At 47.2% G+C, this 16,140-nt stretch carries 14 protein-coding genes; 5 read left to right on the top strand and 9 right to left on the bottom strand.

Annotated elements, in window-relative coordinates; genetic code table 11:
- Positions 1-2: 2 nt before the first annotated feature.
- From AAA946_RS10065 to AAA946_RS10105, 9 genes are all read right to left on the bottom strand, one after another.
- On the bottom strand, positions 3-1,463 hold the full coding sequence (locus AAA946_RS10065; RefSeq protein ID WP_338164743.1) for a glycerophosphodiester phosphodiesterase: 1,461 nt from the start codon (positions 1,461-1,463) through the stop codon (positions 3-5).
- Between the two features lie 10 nt (positions 1,464-1,473).
- Positions 1,474-1,920 carry a hypothetical protein gene (locus AAA946_RS10070; RefSeq protein ID WP_338164744.1) on the bottom strand — a complete coding sequence of 149 codons (447 nt, stop codon included), beginning with the start codon at positions 1,918-1,920 and terminating at the stop codon, positions 1,474-1,476.
- A gap of 15 nt (positions 1,921-1,935) precedes the next feature.
- Complete coding sequence (locus tag AAA946_RS10075) at positions 1,936-2,961, bottom strand: hypothetical protein (RefSeq protein WP_338164745.1); 1,026 nt, start codon at positions 2,959-2,961, stop codon at positions 1,936-1,938.
- Positions 2,943-3,260 (bottom strand): hypothetical protein, encoded by a 318-nt coding sequence (locus AAA946_RS10080; protein ID WP_338164746.1) that lies wholly within the window; start codon positions 3,258-3,260, stop codon positions 2,943-2,945. The genes AAA946_RS10075 and AAA946_RS10080 overlap by 19 nt, the downstream gene beginning before the upstream one ends.
- Complete coding sequence (locus tag AAA946_RS10085; RefSeq protein ID WP_338164747.1) at positions 3,253-3,522, bottom strand: hypothetical protein; 270 nt, start codon at positions 3,520-3,522, stop codon at positions 3,253-3,255. The genes AAA946_RS10080 and AAA946_RS10085 overlap by 8 nt, the downstream gene beginning before the upstream one ends.
- Before the next feature lie 2 nt (positions 3,523-3,524).
- Positions 3,525-6,401: an FtsK/SpoIIIE domain-containing protein gene (locus tag AAA946_RS10090; protein WP_338164748.1), complete on the bottom strand. Its 2,877-nt coding sequence runs from the start codon at positions 6,399-6,401 to the stop codon at positions 3,525-3,527.
- 10 nt (positions 6,402-6,411) lie between these two features.
- The gene (locus AAA946_RS10095; RefSeq protein WP_338164749.1) at positions 6,412-7,074 is read right to left on the bottom strand and encodes a hypothetical protein; all 663 of its coding nucleotides are present in this window, start codon (positions 7,072-7,074) and stop codon (positions 6,412-6,414) included.
- 630 nt (positions 7,075-7,704) lie between these two features.
- Positions 7,705-7,983 carry a helix-turn-helix domain-containing protein gene (locus AAA946_RS10100; protein ID WP_338164750.1) on the bottom strand — a complete coding sequence of 93 codons (279 nt, stop codon included), beginning with the start codon at positions 7,981-7,983 and terminating at the stop codon, positions 7,705-7,707.
- Positions 7,984-8,140: 157 nt separating this feature from the next.
- Positions 8,141-8,860 (bottom strand): DUF3581 domain-containing protein, encoded by a 720-nt coding sequence (locus AAA946_RS10105; protein ID WP_338164751.1) that lies wholly within the window; start codon positions 8,858-8,860, stop codon positions 8,141-8,143.
- 242 nt (positions 8,861-9,102) lie between these two features.
- Here AAA946_RS10105 and AAA946_RS10110 point away from each other — a divergent pair, with 242 nt between their 5' ends.
- The 5 genes from AAA946_RS10110 to AAA946_RS10130 all read left to right on the top strand — a co-directional run bounded on the left by AAA946_RS10110 (position 9,103) and on the right by AAA946_RS10130 (position 16,077).
- Positions 9,103-10,782 carry an RluA family pseudouridine synthase gene (locus tag AAA946_RS10110; RefSeq protein WP_338164752.1) on the top strand — a complete coding sequence of 560 codons (1,680 nt, stop codon included), beginning with the start codon at positions 9,103-9,105 and terminating at the stop codon, positions 10,780-10,782.
- 292 nt (positions 10,783-11,074) lie between these two features.
- The gene (locus AAA946_RS10115) at positions 11,075-12,607 is read left to right on the top strand and encodes an ABC transporter ATP-binding protein (RefSeq protein WP_338164753.1); all 1,533 of its coding nucleotides are present in this window, start codon (positions 11,075-11,077) and stop codon (positions 12,605-12,607) included.
- Positions 12,600-13,760: an ABC transporter permease gene (locus AAA946_RS10120; protein ID WP_338164754.1), complete on the top strand. Its 1,161-nt coding sequence runs from the start codon at positions 12,600-12,602 to the stop codon at positions 13,758-13,760. Before AAA946_RS10115 ends, AAA946_RS10120 begins: the two co-directional genes overlap by 8 nt.
- A complete protein-coding gene (locus AAA946_RS10125) occupies positions 13,760-14,689 on the top strand; it encodes an ABC transporter permease (RefSeq protein ID WP_338164755.1) in 930 nt (309 codons plus the stop codon). Before AAA946_RS10120 ends, AAA946_RS10125 begins: the two co-directional genes overlap by 1 nt.
- Before the next feature lie 311 nt (positions 14,690-15,000).
- Positions 15,001-16,077 carry a BMP family ABC transporter substrate-binding protein gene (locus AAA946_RS10130; RefSeq protein ID WP_338164756.1) on the top strand — a complete coding sequence of 359 codons (1,077 nt, stop codon included), beginning with the start codon at positions 15,001-15,003 and terminating at the stop codon, positions 16,075-16,077.
- Positions 16,078-16,140 lie beyond the last annotated feature (63 nt).

The following is a 16,140-nucleotide window of genomic DNA, read 5'->3' on the forward strand; positions in this document are numbered from 1 at the left end:
TCTTATTTTGGAACTTCAATATTAATTGGGCTGGTGTCCAATATCAGGCTCTCATCTTCCGGTATAAAAAAGGCAGATGTTTCAGCTTTAGTGGTTGTCTTTGGTTTCGACCGAGTAGAAGTCTTCGCTCGCTTAATAGAACGAACTCGCCCCGTCGATGTAATGTAATGATCATCTTCTAGATACATCAATTGATCGTCTAATCGCTTGAAATCAGCATCGTTAGGCAACATCATTATGGCCTCGCCATAGCGTGTCCGAGCCTTGTAATCTCGGGTCGGTTTGACTAACTCCGGATAAAGCCGATGACACGCCTCGAACTTCGATGTATCCATTATCGTCTCATCCGGCAACTGACGTCCCTTCCGTTTAAGCGAAGCAAGCTCGGATTGATGATAGTCAGAGCCATTAATAGTGTAAGTAACAACGCGCATCAGCCCAGCTTGACGTGAGCGGGTATAGATAGTCGGCGCCCCTACAAAACTACGAATATCAACATGTAAACCACTATTAGTGCCGAGGGCATTTCTCACTGTTTTAGCCGAATGCTTGTTCGATTGCTTGCGTGAGCGCCTACGTGATTCGTAGTCGGATACCCAGTTCACTTCCCGACTATATCGCTGATACATCGAATCCGATTTAACTGCCGAACGAGCCGCCTGCTTTGCCTTAGCAATGGATGTCGGGTGCGGTTCCCAGACGTATCCCAAGTACACATGCTTATCAAGCTCCCTGAGTTTTTTTAGAACGTCAAATTCCATAGAACTAAAGAAATAACTGCCGGTTGGGAGGACTTGTCTGGCCGTGGTTAGCAGAAGGTTAAGCTCGACAATATCCGCCTCACCTTTGACCTCAATATTGAGCTGCTGGCCATAGTGATGACTGTTTCTCCACTGCCTAAACACATCAATTGCATAAGGGGCACGCTCATTGGTTAATTGGCCATCTTTCCCGCGTACCGCCAAAGTGTTCCATTCGCTATCATTGATACGCGACATTCGATATCGCTTACCATCGCTTCTTCCGGTCGCTCTACCTGTTTGACTGTCATGGTGAGCAACCCAAGAGCCACTACGCGTCAACATGACATCCACCTCAACCCCATCAAAACCGCCAATGGCGCCCATCAGAACGGAAGACGAGGAATTTTCAGGGTATTTGTAATGCCCACGGTGTGCGTAGACGTGTATAGGACACAACTGATTGTTGAGATACGCTGGCGTTTGCGCCGCCGTCCAATATAGACCGCGCGCATTCAATGCATACTGAATATCTTGAACTTCTTCCAATGTGTACGGTGAAAACTTAAGCACTCGCCCTTCAGCACCAATTGGCAAACCGGCTAGGCCTGCCACTTTGTCCTGATCTTGTGGTGTCGTTTCAACCTGAGTGACATTATTACTGCTAGAACATCCAAACAATAAGATGCTCAAGCTAATTAGGGTTGCCCTTATTAGCCCCATCATTTCATCCTTAAATTAACGGAACGTGACTGTCTGCTGAACGTTTGATTTCATCGACTTCCACTTGCTGTTGTTCTGCTTGCTTAACGGTATTTTCGCTACCACGTAAGGTTCGATCTCGCTCTTCGCTTTGGCTATTCACTTCGGCAATCAAGCGATTGTATTGCTCGTGATGATGCGATGCGTCCACCAATAATCGAGTAAGGTTGTCAAACTGCTCGGCGCACTGTTGAATCGTCTCATTGTACTTTTTACTCTTTATCAGTTTTTCTGAGTAAGCATCGACAAGAGGAATCATAGTGCGTGTATCAACGGTACGTCCGGCCGCATCATTCCATTGGGTTCGCAGCGTCTCCCAATGTTCCTCAAAGTTTGACTTTGAGTATGAGGTATTCTCACGCTCATCTTCTAAATGGGTAAGTGTGTTTCTATAATATCCGGGTTCAAATGAAGGCATATTTCACTCTGAGCTTTAGCGATGATTTAGCGGTTGATCAAAGGCAATTAATAGCGAAACCTTATCCTGCAAGGTGTACTTTAACGAAAACACCTCACCTTGAATTGCTTCTTGCTGATTTTCTAGGTCACGTAACTCAAGCAAGGCTTGGTTGGCATTATTTTGAAGGCCTGACACAGTGTGAGTTTGGTCTAGGCAAGTCGCTTCGAACGCTTCCAAAAGCTCCTTGACCTGCTCTAATAGCGCCAAGCACTTCATCGAATAATCTAGACTCTGATTTGCCTGACGCTTTGCATCACTTGAAACAGCTAACGTCTGGTCTGCAAGCACAACAGACTGCCGAGACTCCGATAAGGCTCTAGTCGCACCATTCACCTGATGCTCCGCACGATCACACTCTTTTTGAGCCAAGTTGCGCTGCTTGATTGCCGCATTCAGTATTTGGAGACAATTCGCTTCATGAACTTTAGCGGCGGCTAGAGCTGCTTCTTCCGCGTGTGTGCTTGGCTTTTCATAGCGATATCGAGCATTACCGTTGCTATCTTGCCCATCGTAGACTTTGACTGGAGGCCGAGCTCGTGCAGCTTCAAGAGCAGCCAACGCCAATTGCGATACGTGTTGAGCTTGGCTATAGTCCCCTTGGGCTCTAGCCACTTCACTTTGGCAGTGTGCGAGATGAGCTTTGGCACGAGACAACCAACGCTCAGCCTTGTCTTTCTGCTCACCCCATTTGGAACACAAGTTGTGCGCATCTTCTAAGCTTCGGGTACTCGCTCGCTCGGTCTCACTGGCGTGATCCAATTGCTCTTCAACACGCGCGTGGCGGGTTTGGGCTTCTTCTCTTGTTTGCTCATAACCCTTCAGCAATGCTTCATACAGTTCATGACAGGCAAAGACATCGGACTTAGCCAAACCAATATAGTCTTGTGTTAGAGCATTCATCGACTGTGATTGTTGCAACAACGACATCACTAAATCGAGCTGATAGTCGGCCTGATAATCTAACTCCTCTAACTGACTGACTAACCATCTTGGCTGCATACGGCCTCCCCAACCTCCTCAGTTTGGCTTTCTGAATCGTGAACGTCCGTCACTACTTTCTCTTGGTACAACTGGCAACAATCTCTCCAGTCTGTCAACTTATCCAGCAATTGCTCCGTCAACGCAACGATGGTCGTCACTTCCGATTCGACATCTTCCGCCGCCACCCCAGCGTAATGCTCACGCAGTGACGCCCACCGAGCCTTCACTAGGTCAACGGACGTTTCTACTTGCGTGTGGGTCTGATTCGCGGCAATAGCCAGCTCTTGAAACGCTTCTCTTTGACGCAACTTACTCATGCAGGTAGCTCCTTATCAAAGCCAACCTAAGCCGGAGTTGGTCAGACAGCTCTGTACAGCGAGAGTTTGCGATTTGACTCACTAACTCCTCTATTTCCAACAGTTCAGTTTGTAGTTTCATTTGCAGCTCTTCAGGAAGATCAGGCAGAAAACTTTCTGCCTGAACACTAAGAAGACCGATATGCTTTTTCGCTTGACTGCTAAACGCTTCTAACTCCGTCAGCAATAAAGGAAGTTGCTCCTCAACTCGATCTAATGACATACCTAGCTCCACTTCTCATATAAGCGAGCAAAGTAAGATAGGTTTTCTTCAAGAATGCTCTTTTGAGAGTAACAATACGGCTTGAACTTCATAGGGCGGTTTTGCATTTGGTCGATATACAAGGCATAAATCGGTTTCTTACCATCCGCTTGAAGCTTCGCTGCATCGCGGGTCTTCAACAGGCGGAAACTGTCTTCCTCAGACATTTGCAAGGCAATTTTATTGCGGAAGCTTTCGATTTCATTGCGATCAAATGCCTTCGTCAATGAGCGGACATTATCGAAACTCAAAATTAAGTGAATGCCATACTCTGAGCCGTGCTCCAAAATTGTCGAAAAGTGAGCGGCGCTCTCATCAGCGTGCGCCTTCATACCAAAGGCGTTATCTTGCTTGGCGAGTTCTTTAACGCGCTGAGCTTCATTGATCACGATGTAGATAGATGGTTCAGACAGCATCTCCTCTTCATCCATAGTACGACGCTTCTCCAATTCAGCACATATCGTATCGAGCTGAGGAGCAAAGTCTTTATACATTTCACAAACCGTTGCTTTGCTTGCCAATGCTTTTTCATTCGCACTCTCCATCACACCGTACCATTGTGACCCTTTGATACTGCGATCCAAAATGTGGAGTTCATAGTGCTCATTGGCTGCATTGACAGGCATTTGTGCAACGATATAGCCAAGCATTCCCAAGCGCGCTTCATTACTGTCGCCCACTAGCAAAATGTGCTCATTCGAACGACGGCGAAGCACGACTTTTGCCTGACCGTGAATATTCATTTCTTTACCTAGCCAAAAAACAGACGGTTTTTCAATCGGGTACCATTCATGTTCGTTCAGGCCCCCTAGGTGTTGAGGTTGGTTCGCAAACTGAATCCAAGCGTCTTCATCTGGGCGTTGCGGATAACGACTAAAGAGTGTATTCAGTTGCAAGTTATCCTCTGGTTGAGGTTGCTCAGAGCCATCAAGCAATACGGTATGATTGCTGCCACCACTTTGCTCCCACTTTTCAATCAATTGGTCAATCAAGGTTTGACGCTGTGATTCTTCAATGTAGGCAACGCGTCCGGTGTCACATGGCACTTCATCAACACCACCATTGTGACTCACTACCACTTGACCGGTTTCAGTACAGCCACGAATCAACTGTTTGCCCTTAGAGCCGAACTCTTGCAAAGACGTGATCTCTTCACCACTCATTTTCATCGCGACACGCAAGTTAATATTACTAAACGTCGCTTGCGGCTGTGACATACCCGGTACAACAAACTTCTGTGAGCCGACAAACATGTGAATACCTGCGCTTCGACTTTGCGAAGCAATGGCAATCATGAGCTGTGAGCCTAACCCTGTTTTGTCATCTTCAAACAGAGTTTGATATTCATCGATAATGAGCATTAGACGAGGCAGCTTGCCTTTCGGTGAACCCGCTTTTCGATAGCTGATAAAATCAGAGAAGCCTAGCTCCTTAAACATATCGTTTCGACGATTCATTTCATCAAGCAGTTCCTGAAGAACACTGCGAGCTAACTGAGGGCTGGTATTGAGAGACACCACGCGCGCATGAGGGAGTTGCGGATAGTTTTGAAACTCTACCCCTTGCTTACCATCAATCAAATAAAACTGAACATCCTCTGGGCTGTAGCGGCTCGCCATAGAAAGGATAAATGCATGATACAGGTTAGATTTACCCGCACCTGTCATTGCCGCCAACATACCGTGTGAAGACGGCTGTTTGTTACGCTCACCAAACCAAAGCTCAATGTCGTTCTTACGGCTACCGGAACCACCGATAGGTGCTGAGATGACTTCCGTCGCACTCTCCTGCCACCACATCTCTGGGTCAGTAGCAATCACATCAGAGAAGCCCAGTTTCGTTTCTTTCGGTTTTGCACGTCCAAGACCATCTAGAATCGCATTCATCACCTCAGAATCATCGACACTGTCACGATAGCTATCGCCCAGATTCCAATTCGTTTGGTTACCTCTGTCGTACATATGACGACGCTGCGCAAACAGATCATCTAGAGACAATCCGTTCGGTAATTCTGCCATAGGATCAAGGTCAAGCAATACCATTTTGCCCGCTTTTGGTCCCGTGTTGGCTATTTTCGCCAGCAGCTCTATCGAGCGTCTGTCGTAAGCTTTAGGGAAGTCCTTCGCGACGATAAGCTCAAACTTTGCGTTACCCAAGATATCCTCATCGACATCGATCAAACGTTCGGTATTGTTGTCTAGGTAGCTATTTTGAATACGGACAATATCGGTAAGGATCTCTTCCAGCACGCGGGAAACGTCATTGTCGACCATTCGCTTAAAAGGCAAACGTTTAGTGAATGGGAAACTTTGTCCCATTTTGATCGGATCGATCAACGTAAACTGAGAAGAATAAGGCAGCATGGTCGCTAATCTAAATACAACCGCATTGATGCTACTGACCGAATGCTCATCCGTGTGGAAGTAATAGCAGTTGTCCGAACCATAGAATGGAATTTCTTTTGGCACTTTAACGCGATGTTCTAACTGCTGACCATCATGGTAGACAATTTCTTCCATGCCGGTTACTAGCGTTCGTGGCAAAAAGTTCTGGTCAAACGCGTAGTCATTCCAATTGACACTCTTTAGCCAAGGACGCAAAGGTTCAGGCAAACGGGCTAGCAATTCTTGCATCTCTTTAATGCTGTTATTCAATTGCTCCTGCTCTTGTGCCAGTGCTTTTTCCGCTTCTGCTCTCGCGTCATTCTCAACATCATTCTCTAGGAAGTTCACCAGATCGTGAAGCCCAGCGAATTTGCCATTCACTATCTGTTTTAGTTGTTGGCCAAGCGTTTTTCGCTTCTGATCCGCTTCTGTTAGTGTTGTATCAAATTCAATCATTGGGTAAACCTTAAACCATCTGTGTTTGGATGAAGCCACCAAGAGCGGCTAAGAACAACATCGTCCAAATAAGTTTCTTCTTTAAGCTCTTTCGGCGTGCCGCTACCAATGCAGCTTGCGCTTCGATTTCCGCTTTTTTACGTTCTTCTTCTTCACGCTCACGCCTTTGCTGTTCTTCTTTTTGTTTCAGCAGTGAACGATAGTGTGTAAAAAACTCGTTTTCTGTTTCGCGAATACTTTCCAAAATATCCTGAACGGGTTTCCACTTCGAAGGGAGCGCTTGGCTGTATTCAGTAAGCTGATTAGTAATATCTGCAGACAGTCGGCTTCTGAGAGGGATTTTACTGAGCTGACCTAGATGATTGTTAAGATGATTAAACGCTTGAGCATGCTTTTGAGCCTCCTCGAATGATGGTGAAGGCTTACCACCTTTAATATATTTTTCTAACGAGGATTCGAGTAATACAGCATTCTTTGGCAAGTAGCTTTCAACTGAAGATAAAACGCCTTTAAATGACCGAGTGTGTGTACGAATTGAGTGAATACTATCTTTGAGTACCTCTTCACTATTTTCAATGTTCTTACCCGCTTCCACCCTAGCTTTATGTATCGGCAAAAATGCGCGTTTAAACTCTTTAATGCTCTCGAAATGTGCTGAGCCTTGTTCTTGCATATACCCCTACCACCTTGTCGACTTATAAATATTTTGAATTCTCGGTTCAGCTGACAATAAAATATCGCTTAGAAATTAATCTTTAAAAAGTACTATTGCTATCAGACTGATTTGACTCGAAAAACCTTATCATAAAGAGTAATTTATTTACAAGGTAAATACTCAGTTGCACAACCACACAGCAACCCATAAAATTGAAGATACAAAATCACTATACAATGAATCAGCAACCAAATTACCAGTTGCGATAGGGTAAACACACTCGAATAGAAAGCGTCTTTGAAACTTTACACTGCGCTAGCTAATAAGTTTGGTTAATTTCAACAATTACTATTTTTCAGAAATCGCTTAATAAAAAACACCTAATAGAATACGGCATACATTAAAAACACCGTACTCTAAAATTAACTTTAGAGCGCACAACAATGACCGACAAATTACGCACTACTTCCTAAGTGTATTTGACAATCCATGGATTCTACGTAGCGATATAATGAACATCGTCGTCATTTGTTGTGGTCTAGGTGTGGTTTGGGCATTTCTCTCAATATTCTATGCGTTGGCAGGCGGAACTGCAGCCGAGCTAATCTCTCCAAATGATGGGTGAATAGATTAGCCACATTACTTTTATTAGTATCCTAATGTCTCCGCTATGCGCTCTGCATTAGCAGTAACCCAATTTAAATCAATCGGCCCCCAAGAGACTATCTGGTAATGGCCATTCTTTAGCGCGCCCGTGAACTGACATTCGATATCGAGCTCATGTAAGGCATTAATGGTATCTTGAGCCGTGCGGCGAGGGATTTCGATATTGGATTGGATTTTGGGGATGGTGTTGCAACCAGAGTCTATCAGATGGGCGATATATAAACGGCGATAGAATGAAGTTTTGGTTTTACTCGGGGTCATGTTTCCTGTCCTTGGAAAGAGGAAGTGTGTTTTGCCCTTCCTCTAAAACTCATCATCCGCACTGGACGACGTCTTGACGTCCAGACTAGCAAACTTTGTTCTTTAACAAAAATTGCTTAAAGAAAATTGGCTGCTGAGTAATTTGGATCCAGACAAGTTAAGCCGCTTGCTGCATAAAGAACGCATCTTTACGCGCATTAAATCGCTCAACTAGCTCATCAATCGCTTGATCCGAATACGGCTTAAGACCACTCGCCACCATGCGCTTCACGCCTTTACCAATGACAACACTGTCTTCTTTAAAGTTAAAGTTCAAAGTCACAATGCCGCGCTTACCTTCAATATCAAACGTGGCGCCGCTAAACTCCACCTCAGGAGAAGTAAGGTCCAGTCGCGAGAATTCCACTTCCATGCTTTCATAAATCACTAGCGGTCGCTGACAGTTGATCATCATCTGCTTTTCTTGCATCAACGGCACCATGATGTGCGGGAAGTTCATGCCAGAAAATTGCACATAGTTCGAAACCACATGTTCAATAAATTCCGCCGAACGGCTCTGCTCGCCAGAGTGAGAAAAGCGCAAATACTCTTTACCACTTTCATCCACTACAACCGACTCACTGTCACTGTTCCGTTGCACCTCAAGCTCTACACCGTCGTTCACCATTCCAGAAAACTCGAAACGCATCTTTTGGCTAATGCCTTCTTTGTCCAGTAGCGCAGCAAATAACAGATCACCTGGCACACAGAAACGCTTACTGTCTTCATCGTGAATAGGGTTAAAGTCCCCTGCCACTTTTTTCGCAAAATGACTGGCTTGCTGACGAGTAAACTGAAACTTCGAATTTTCTTTTGAAATATAAGGTGTTAGAAACATATATCGACACTATTAATCTAGAAACTGGGCGAAGTATAACTGATGACGGAGGGCGCAATGGTCTATCCAGATACTGTCCGCATTAGGTTGATGTTTAATGCCGCAACCAATCGTTCATTACGCATCTGGATTTACAATGCCTCCTCTCAGCAAGCATGTTGCTAACGGGATCGAACATAGGAAATTCCAAAAAAAATAGGTACAATCCGTGCTCAAATTTCTACGACCCTACGGCCTTTAATATGCACTCGCCCCACCTTTGCTTTAACCGATTTGACGTTGCTATCGAAGGCTATGATTTACCAGAACAATTTACGTTTCCGTTCTACTACACGCCACACCCGCTGTGCGTATTGGCAGCAAAACAGCTTCAGCAGTATCTGCAAACGCAAACCGATTTCGAACATGATTTTGGAATAGATGATGACAGCCAGGGTCGAGGCAAAATGTTCGGCGTTTTGCTGGTACAAAACCCGCAGGGTGAAATCGGCTTTTTGAATGCCTTTTCTGGCAAGATTGCAGACCAAAATCTCCTACCAGGTTTTGTGCCGCCTGTCTTCGATATGCTCACTGAAGACGGCTTTTTCCGAGAAGACACCGACGCTATCACCAAAGCGCTTGCGACCTACAAAACCTTCGCCAATGCGCCAGAAATTACAACGCTCAAAGAGCAAATCTCAGCGGAGCGCGCCGCTTACCAACAAGAAGAACAAGCGCATCGCGAGACCATGATTCAGGGACGTGCCACGCGTAAGCTGCAACGAAAAGAGGCGCAGCAAACCCTCAGTGGCGACGTCCTTCAAACCCTACTCGACGAGCTCGGCAAGCAAAGTGTCGCAGAAAAAAACACGCTCAAATACCTAAAGCTCAAGTGGGAAGATCAGCTCGCGGTTAAAGAGCAGCGCCTAGCGGAACTTGAAATCAACCTTGCAGAGCTTAGAGAGCACCATAAAGCGCTCTCTAACGCGTTGCAGCACAAGCTTCACAAGCAGTATCGCTTTTTAAATCAACAGGGTGAGACGCGCGATTTGGTTGATATTTTCGCGGCAACCACAACCCCAATCCCACCAGCCGGTGCAGGCGAATGTGCCGCGCCCAAACTGCTGCACTATGCCTATACGCACGGCTTTACACCCTTAGCGCTGGCCGAGTTTTGGTGGGGCGCATCGCCCAAATCGGAAATTCGCAAGCACGGCAGTTTTTACCCATCATGCAATAACAAATGCCAGCCTATCTTAGGGCATATGCTGCAAGGCCTGAACGTAGAGCCGAACCCGCTTGAAGAGAACTGGGCAAAAGATAAAGAGCTGGAAATTGTGTTCCAGGATGAGGCGATGGTGGTCATCAACAAACCATCAGGTCTACTGTCCGTGCCAGGCAAAACCATTAAAGACTCTGCCTATACGCGCCTGCAAACCCTGTTCCCTGATGTTGAAGGCCCATACGTGATTCACCGCCTAGACATGGCGACATCTGGATTACTCGTGTTCGCCTTAACCAAACGCGCCAATAAAAGCTTACAAAAGCAGTTCATTACCCGTGGTGTACAAAAACGCTATGTAGCGTTACTTGAAGGTGAGCTTACTCAAAGTGAAGGTGACATTTCACTGCCCATGCGTGGCGACCCAGATGATCGACCAAGACAACTGGTGTGTTACGAACATGGTAAGCCAGCAGAGACTCACTGGGAGTTGATTGAAGTGCGTGATGGCCGAAGCAAAGTGTACATGTATCCTAAAACCGGTCGAACCCATCAACTTCGTGTCCACAGCGCTCACCATCTTGGGTTAAATATGCCTATGGTTGGCGACACGCTATATGGTGAGAAGGCCGATCGTTTGCATTTGCACGCGGAGCAGTTGGAACTTGAGCATCCTTATAGTAAGGAGCGATTGGTGTTTCAGGTTGATAGTGAGTTTTAGTGAGCCAAGTCAGCCAGAGACTCATTGGAATAACAAGCTCCGCGCTATACATCCCCCTTCCCTTTACTGTCATGTTGCTTAGTTCAATAGATTGAATTAAGCAACAAAGCTCATTGGATGACTCACCTACCCACTGCGCCAACCAAGCTGGTGCATACGCACCAAACTGAACAGTAAATCCCAAGCCTTTCAAAGATGAGCGATCAAGCGTTGGCCAGTCGATACGACAAAACTTGGTCAGGTTATTGCATTGAGCTCTTCACCTTAAGCATTTGAAAGGATTCTATGCGTAATGAAAAACCCACCACTACTGGAACTCTGGCACGTCAGTAAGGCTTTTCCCGGCGTGATCGCCAACGACAATGTCGACATAATGCTCAATAAAGGGGAAATTCTTGCGCTACTGGGCGAAAATGGTGCAGGAAAATCGACGCTGGTCAAAATGATCTATGGCACTAACCAGCCAGACAGCGGTGCCATTTTATGGAATAACCATGAAGTCACCATTGACTCCCCCAGCCAGGCGAGGCGGATGGGCATTGGCATGGTGTTCCAGCATTTCTCTGTATTTGAAACCTTAACCGTCCAAGAAAACATCGAGCTTGCCCTCGACAAAGAGTTTCGCAAAGAAATTGACGACCTGCGTAAGCACATTCTCGACATCAGCAAGAAATATGACCTTCACGTCGATCCAGACCGATATGTACACAGCCTGAGCATTGGCGAACGTCAGCGAGTGGAGATCGTTCGATGCCTGATGCAAGACGTGAAACTGCTAATACTGGACGAGCCAACATCGGTATTAACCCCTCTGGAAGTCACCGGGCTATTTCGTGTACTGCGAAAACTTGCCAAAGAAGGCTGCAGCATTTTGTTTATCAGCCACAAACTCAAAGAGGTAACGGAACTGTGTGACAGAGCAGTCATCCTGCGCGCGGGTAAAGTAACCGGAGAATGCATCCCTGCCAATGAAACCGCTGACTCCATCGCCCGGATGATGGTCGGGTCCGACGCGGAGCTTTCTGAACACTATCCGAAAAAGATCTCCGATAAAACGGCACTTGAGATCCACCAGCTGTCGCTAACACCCTCTCATCCATTTGGGTGCGGATTGAACAATGTTTCGTTTCAGCTGAACGCAGGAGAGATCCTTGGTATCGCCGGAGTCGCCGGTAACGGGCAAGAGGACCTGTTGGCGGCGTTAAGCGGTGAAGACATTCGTGCAAAAAGTGACAGCATCACGTTTAAAGGGCGTGGAATTGGTCATCTCGACGCCGGTAAACGCCGCAAACTGGGTATGGCATACGTCCCGGCAGAAAGACTCGGTCAAGGGGCTGTTCCTGAGATGTCGCTGGAAGACAATACCCTTCTAACCAATTCTGATACCCTGACCAAACATGGTCTTATTCAGAATCGTAAACTGGCGTCATTAGCGCAGCAGATCATCTCCGACAATAACGTCAAATGCCGTGATCGCTATTCACAGGCAAAAAGCCTATCCGGTGGCAACCTCCAGAAATTCATCATCGGCCGAGAAGTAAAACAAGCCTCACAGGTACTGATTTGTGCCCACCCTACCTGGGGTGTAGACATAGGTGCAGCAAGCGCCATCCACAGGCAGATCATTAAACTAAGAGATGCCGGCACCGCCATTGTGGTTATCTCCGAGGATATTGATGAACTGTTTGTCATCTGCGACAAGCTGGCCGTTATCTACGAAGGGCAACTGTCCCCTACCGTCAACACTCAACACACCACCATAGAAGAAATCGGCAAATGGATCGCTGGCGGGTTCATTCAAGACAAGGAGAGTCAGTATGCTTAATGCAGAACCAAGGGTGGAGAGCTCGAAAGCGATGGCCTGGGTTTCTCCATTTATTGCCATTGTTTTGACCATGCTGACCTCTAGCCTCATTTTTATGCTGCTCGATGTCAGTCCCGTCAAAGCTTTTAATGTGTTTATTATCCAACCGTTTAGCGATGCTTATAATATTGGCGAGCTGCTGGTTAAATCGACGCCCCTATTACTGTGTGCCGTTGGACTCGCGATTTGTTATCGGGCCAATATTTGGAACATCGGTGCAGAGGGACAGCTACTCGTCGGCGCCATCGCCACCACATACGTAGCAATCAATGCCACCGAAACCAGTGGGTTCGGCCTGCTATTTCTGGCTCTGCTTGCAGGTACCGCTGCTGGTATGTTTTGGGCAGCGATACCCACCTTTTTGAACCGGGCCTTCCATACCAACATCATTTTAACCACCATCATGCTCAATTATATCGGGCTTTATACCCTGCTTTGGGCTGTTCATGGCCCGCTTGCCGATCCACAAGGGTTTGGCTTTCCCGAGTCGGTGATGTTCTCTGACAGCGTATTGCTCCCTCTGATACTCGATGAAGGACGCGCGTCGGTCAGCATTCTGATTGCGATTGTAGTGGCACTGCTGTGTGGCTTCACCTTATTCAAGACCCTGCCCGGCTTTAAAATACGTGTCTACGGTGAAGACCAGCTTGCGGCACGCTATGCCGGATTCAGCGGTAACAAAATCATTTGGGGGGTGATGCTATTTGCAGGAGCGTTAGCCGGATTTGCCGGTGCCGCCGAAGTCACCGGCCCCATTGGTCAGTTGATCCCTTCGGTGTCGCCCGGCTATGGTTACGCCGCGATCATTGTCGCCTATCTGGGGCGACTGAATCCCTATGGGATCATTGTCTCTGCTCTCTTTATGGGCGCGCTCTATATGGGCAGTGATTTAGCCCAAATTGAACTCGGACTGCCCACAGCCATCACCGGATTATTTCAGGGCTGCTTACTGTTTTTCTTATTGGCCTGCGATTTTCTGATTTTCTATCGCATCAAAGTCATGTCCCCGAAAGCCTACCTCTCCAAAAGGTCCGCCTCACGTCAGTCCATCAATGCGGTGACGTCCACAGCATCAAACACTCAATCTGAATCGCAAAATCAAGGAGTACTCTAATGGATATCATACTGCTTCAACAGTTCCTCATCGCGACGTTGAAAACGGGTACCCCTTTGCTGTTGATCGCACTCGGCGAACTGATCAGCGAAAAATCCGGCGTACTGAATTTAGGACAGGAAGGCATGATGCTCATGGGGGCCATGGCGGGTTTTGCAGGTGCTTATTACACCGGCAATCTGTTTTTTGGTGTCTGCCTGGCGATTTTCTCAGGGATGATGATGGCTTTGATTTTCGGTCTGTTGACACAGGTCTTAAATACCAATCAGGTCGCCACTGGACTGGCGCTCACTATTTTTGGTACCGGATTAAGTGCTTTTCTTGGCACCAGTCTGGTCGGTACTACCATCGAAGGGTTTCAGGATATCCACATCCCACTTCTGTCGGACATACCGTTTTTCGGCCCGCTGCTATTCAGTCAAGACGTGTTTATCTATCTGAGTTTGCTGTTGGTCGGAGTATGTTGGTGGGTCGTCAATAAAACCACCATCGGCCTGACATTACGGGCAGTTGGTGAAAACCCTCACTCTGCCACTGCGCTCGGATTCAACGTATTGAAAGTCCGTATGTTGACCACTCTTTTCGGTGGTGCCATGGCGGGACTCGCGGGCTCCTACATGTCACTGGTCTATACCCCCATGTGGATGGAGAACATGACGGCCGGCCGTGGTTGGATTGCTCTGGCGCTGGTTGTCTTTGCGTCGTGGCGAATCGGATACTTAGTGCTGGGAGCCTATTTGTTTGGCGCGGCTTCCATCCTGCATCTTCTGATGCAAGGCTTCGGTTTTGATATCTCCCCTAACCTGCTCGCCATGACTCCTTATCTGGCGACCATCGTGGTGATGGTGATCATCAGCTCAGATGCGCTTAAGCAAAAACTGGCCACACCAGCGAGCTTAGGCAAGCCCTTTGACCCCAAGTTACACTAAAGGCCTTTCACCTTTAACGTCGCCCTTTGTGCCAAAGCGTGCAAAGGGCAATTTCTCCAGTCCCCTGTCCCACATTCCGTTCGCACAGCTTTGGTGCGCATCATCAGCTACGTTTCACCATTATCTTTCAAATGAGTCTTGCACGGCCTCTACTGGCCAACGAGTAACTCGCCTGAACAGAGCGCTACCCCCTATCAAATAAGCCTTGCACCGCCACAAATCAACAATTAACACAATAGCAACAAGTTGGTCAGTATTTTGCAGTAGCACAGGGCACATTCCAACAATCATAAAGAGAAATGGAGAATTTCATGAAACTGAACAAATGGATGACCACGGCAGCATTAACCATGTCTGCCATTTTTTCCACCTCAACGCTGGCAGAGTCACCGCTAAAAGTGGGCTTTGTATACGTCGGCCCGGTCGGGGATCACGGCTGGAGCTATGAGCACGATCAGGGACGACAGGAGATGGAACAGTATTTTGACGGTAAGGTCACCACGACCTTTGTGGAGAATGTACCTGAAGGTGCGGATGCAGAGCGCGTCATCACCCAATTGGCGAAATCTGGTCATGATGTGATATTTACCACCTCATTTGGTTTCATGAACCCCACCATCAAAGCGGCTAAACGCTTCCCGAAAGTCACCTTCGAACACGCAACTGGCTACAAACAATCAAAGAACGTCTCAACCTATGGATTGCGTACCTATGAAGGCCGCTATGTTTCTGGTGTTGCAGCCGGCATGGCGACCAAGACCAACACCATTGGCTATATCGCTTCGTTCCCGATTCCAGAAGTAATTCGTGACATCAACTCCGTCTATCTTGGTGCGAAAAGCGTGAACCCTGATATCGAGATAAAGATTGTCTGGGTAAACACCTGGTATGATCCAGGCAAAGAGTCTGACGCGGCCAATGCCCTGATCGACCAGGGTGCAGACATCATTGTTCAACACACGGATAGCCCAGCACCGCTCATCGCGGCTGAAAAACGTGGCGTGATGGGTATTGGACAAGCCTCTGACATGAGCCAATTTGCTCCGAAAGCGCACATGTTTTCCGTTCGCGATGTCTGGGCGCCTCATTACATCGATACCGTTAAGCAGGTAATGGCAAAAACATGGAAACCAGAAGACTTCTGGGGTGGATTCCAGGAAGACATCTTACAGATCGTTTCTATCAACCCTGATCTGCCTGCAGACATTCAAACAGCGATTAAGACAACTCACGCAAAAATCAAATCTGGCGAGTTCCACCCGTTCACTGGCCCTATGGTCGATAACACCGGTAAAGAAGTGATTGCGGCGGGTTACACCCTCAACGACAAAGAACTGGCCGCAGTCAACTGGTATGTCGAAGGCATCGACGCGACCATTCCAAAATAACAAGACACCACTTCACAACACGACTAAAAACATTAGCCCAATATCAATTGGGCTAAATTGGGA

It is taken from the genome of Vibrio sp. 10N, from assembly GCF_036245475.1.
Classification (GTDB): Bacteria; Pseudomonadota; Gammaproteobacteria; order Enterobacterales; family Vibrionaceae; genus Vibrio.

Coding starts and splice junctions, on each gene's coding strand:
- AAA946_RS10065 (WP_338164743.1), bottom strand. CDS start 1,463: ATGGGGCTAATAAGGGCAACCCTAATTAGCTTGAGCATCTTATTGTTT.
- AAA946_RS10070 (WP_338164744.1), bottom strand. CDS start 1,920: ATGCCTTCATTTGAACCCGGATATTATAGAAACACACTTACCCATTTA.
- AAA946_RS10075 (WP_338164745.1), bottom strand. CDS start 2,961: ATGCAGCCAAGATGGTTAGTCAGTCAGTTAGAGGAGTTAGATTATCAG.
- AAA946_RS10080 (WP_338164746.1), bottom strand. CDS start 3,260: ATGAGTAAGTTGCGTCAAAGAGAAGCGTTTCAAGAGCTGGCTATTGCC.
- AAA946_RS10085 (WP_338164747.1), bottom strand. CDS start 3,522: ATGTCATTAGATCGAGTTGAGGAGCAACTTCCTTTATTGCTGACGGAG.
- AAA946_RS10090 (WP_338164748.1), bottom strand. CDS start 6,401: ATGATTGAATTTGATACAACACTAACAGAAGCGGATCAGAAGCGAAAA.
- AAA946_RS10095 (WP_338164749.1), bottom strand. CDS start 7,074: ATGCAAGAACAAGGCTCAGCACATTTCGAGAGCATTAAAGAGTTTAAA.
- AAA946_RS10100 (WP_338164750.1), bottom strand. CDS start 7,983: ATGACCCCGAGTAAAACCAAAACTTCATTCTATCGCCGTTTATATATC.
- AAA946_RS10105 (WP_338164751.1), bottom strand. CDS start 8,860: ATGTTTCTAACACCTTATATTTCAAAAGAAAATTCGAAGTTTCAGTTT.
- AAA946_RS10110 (WP_338164752.1), top strand. CDS start 9,103: ATGCACTCGCCCCACCTTTGCTTTAACCGATTTGACGTTGCTATCGAA.
- AAA946_RS10115 (WP_338164753.1), top strand. CDS start 11,075: ATGAAAAACCCACCACTACTGGAACTCTGGCACGTCAGTAAGGCTTTT.
- AAA946_RS10120 (WP_338164754.1), top strand. CDS start 12,600: ATGCTTAATGCAGAACCAAGGGTGGAGAGCTCGAAAGCGATGGCCTGG.
- AAA946_RS10125 (WP_338164755.1), top strand. CDS start 13,760: ATGGATATCATACTGCTTCAACAGTTCCTCATCGCGACGTTGAAAACG.
- AAA946_RS10130 (WP_338164756.1), top strand. CDS start 15,001: ATGAAACTGAACAAATGGATGACCACGGCAGCATTAACCATGTCTGCC.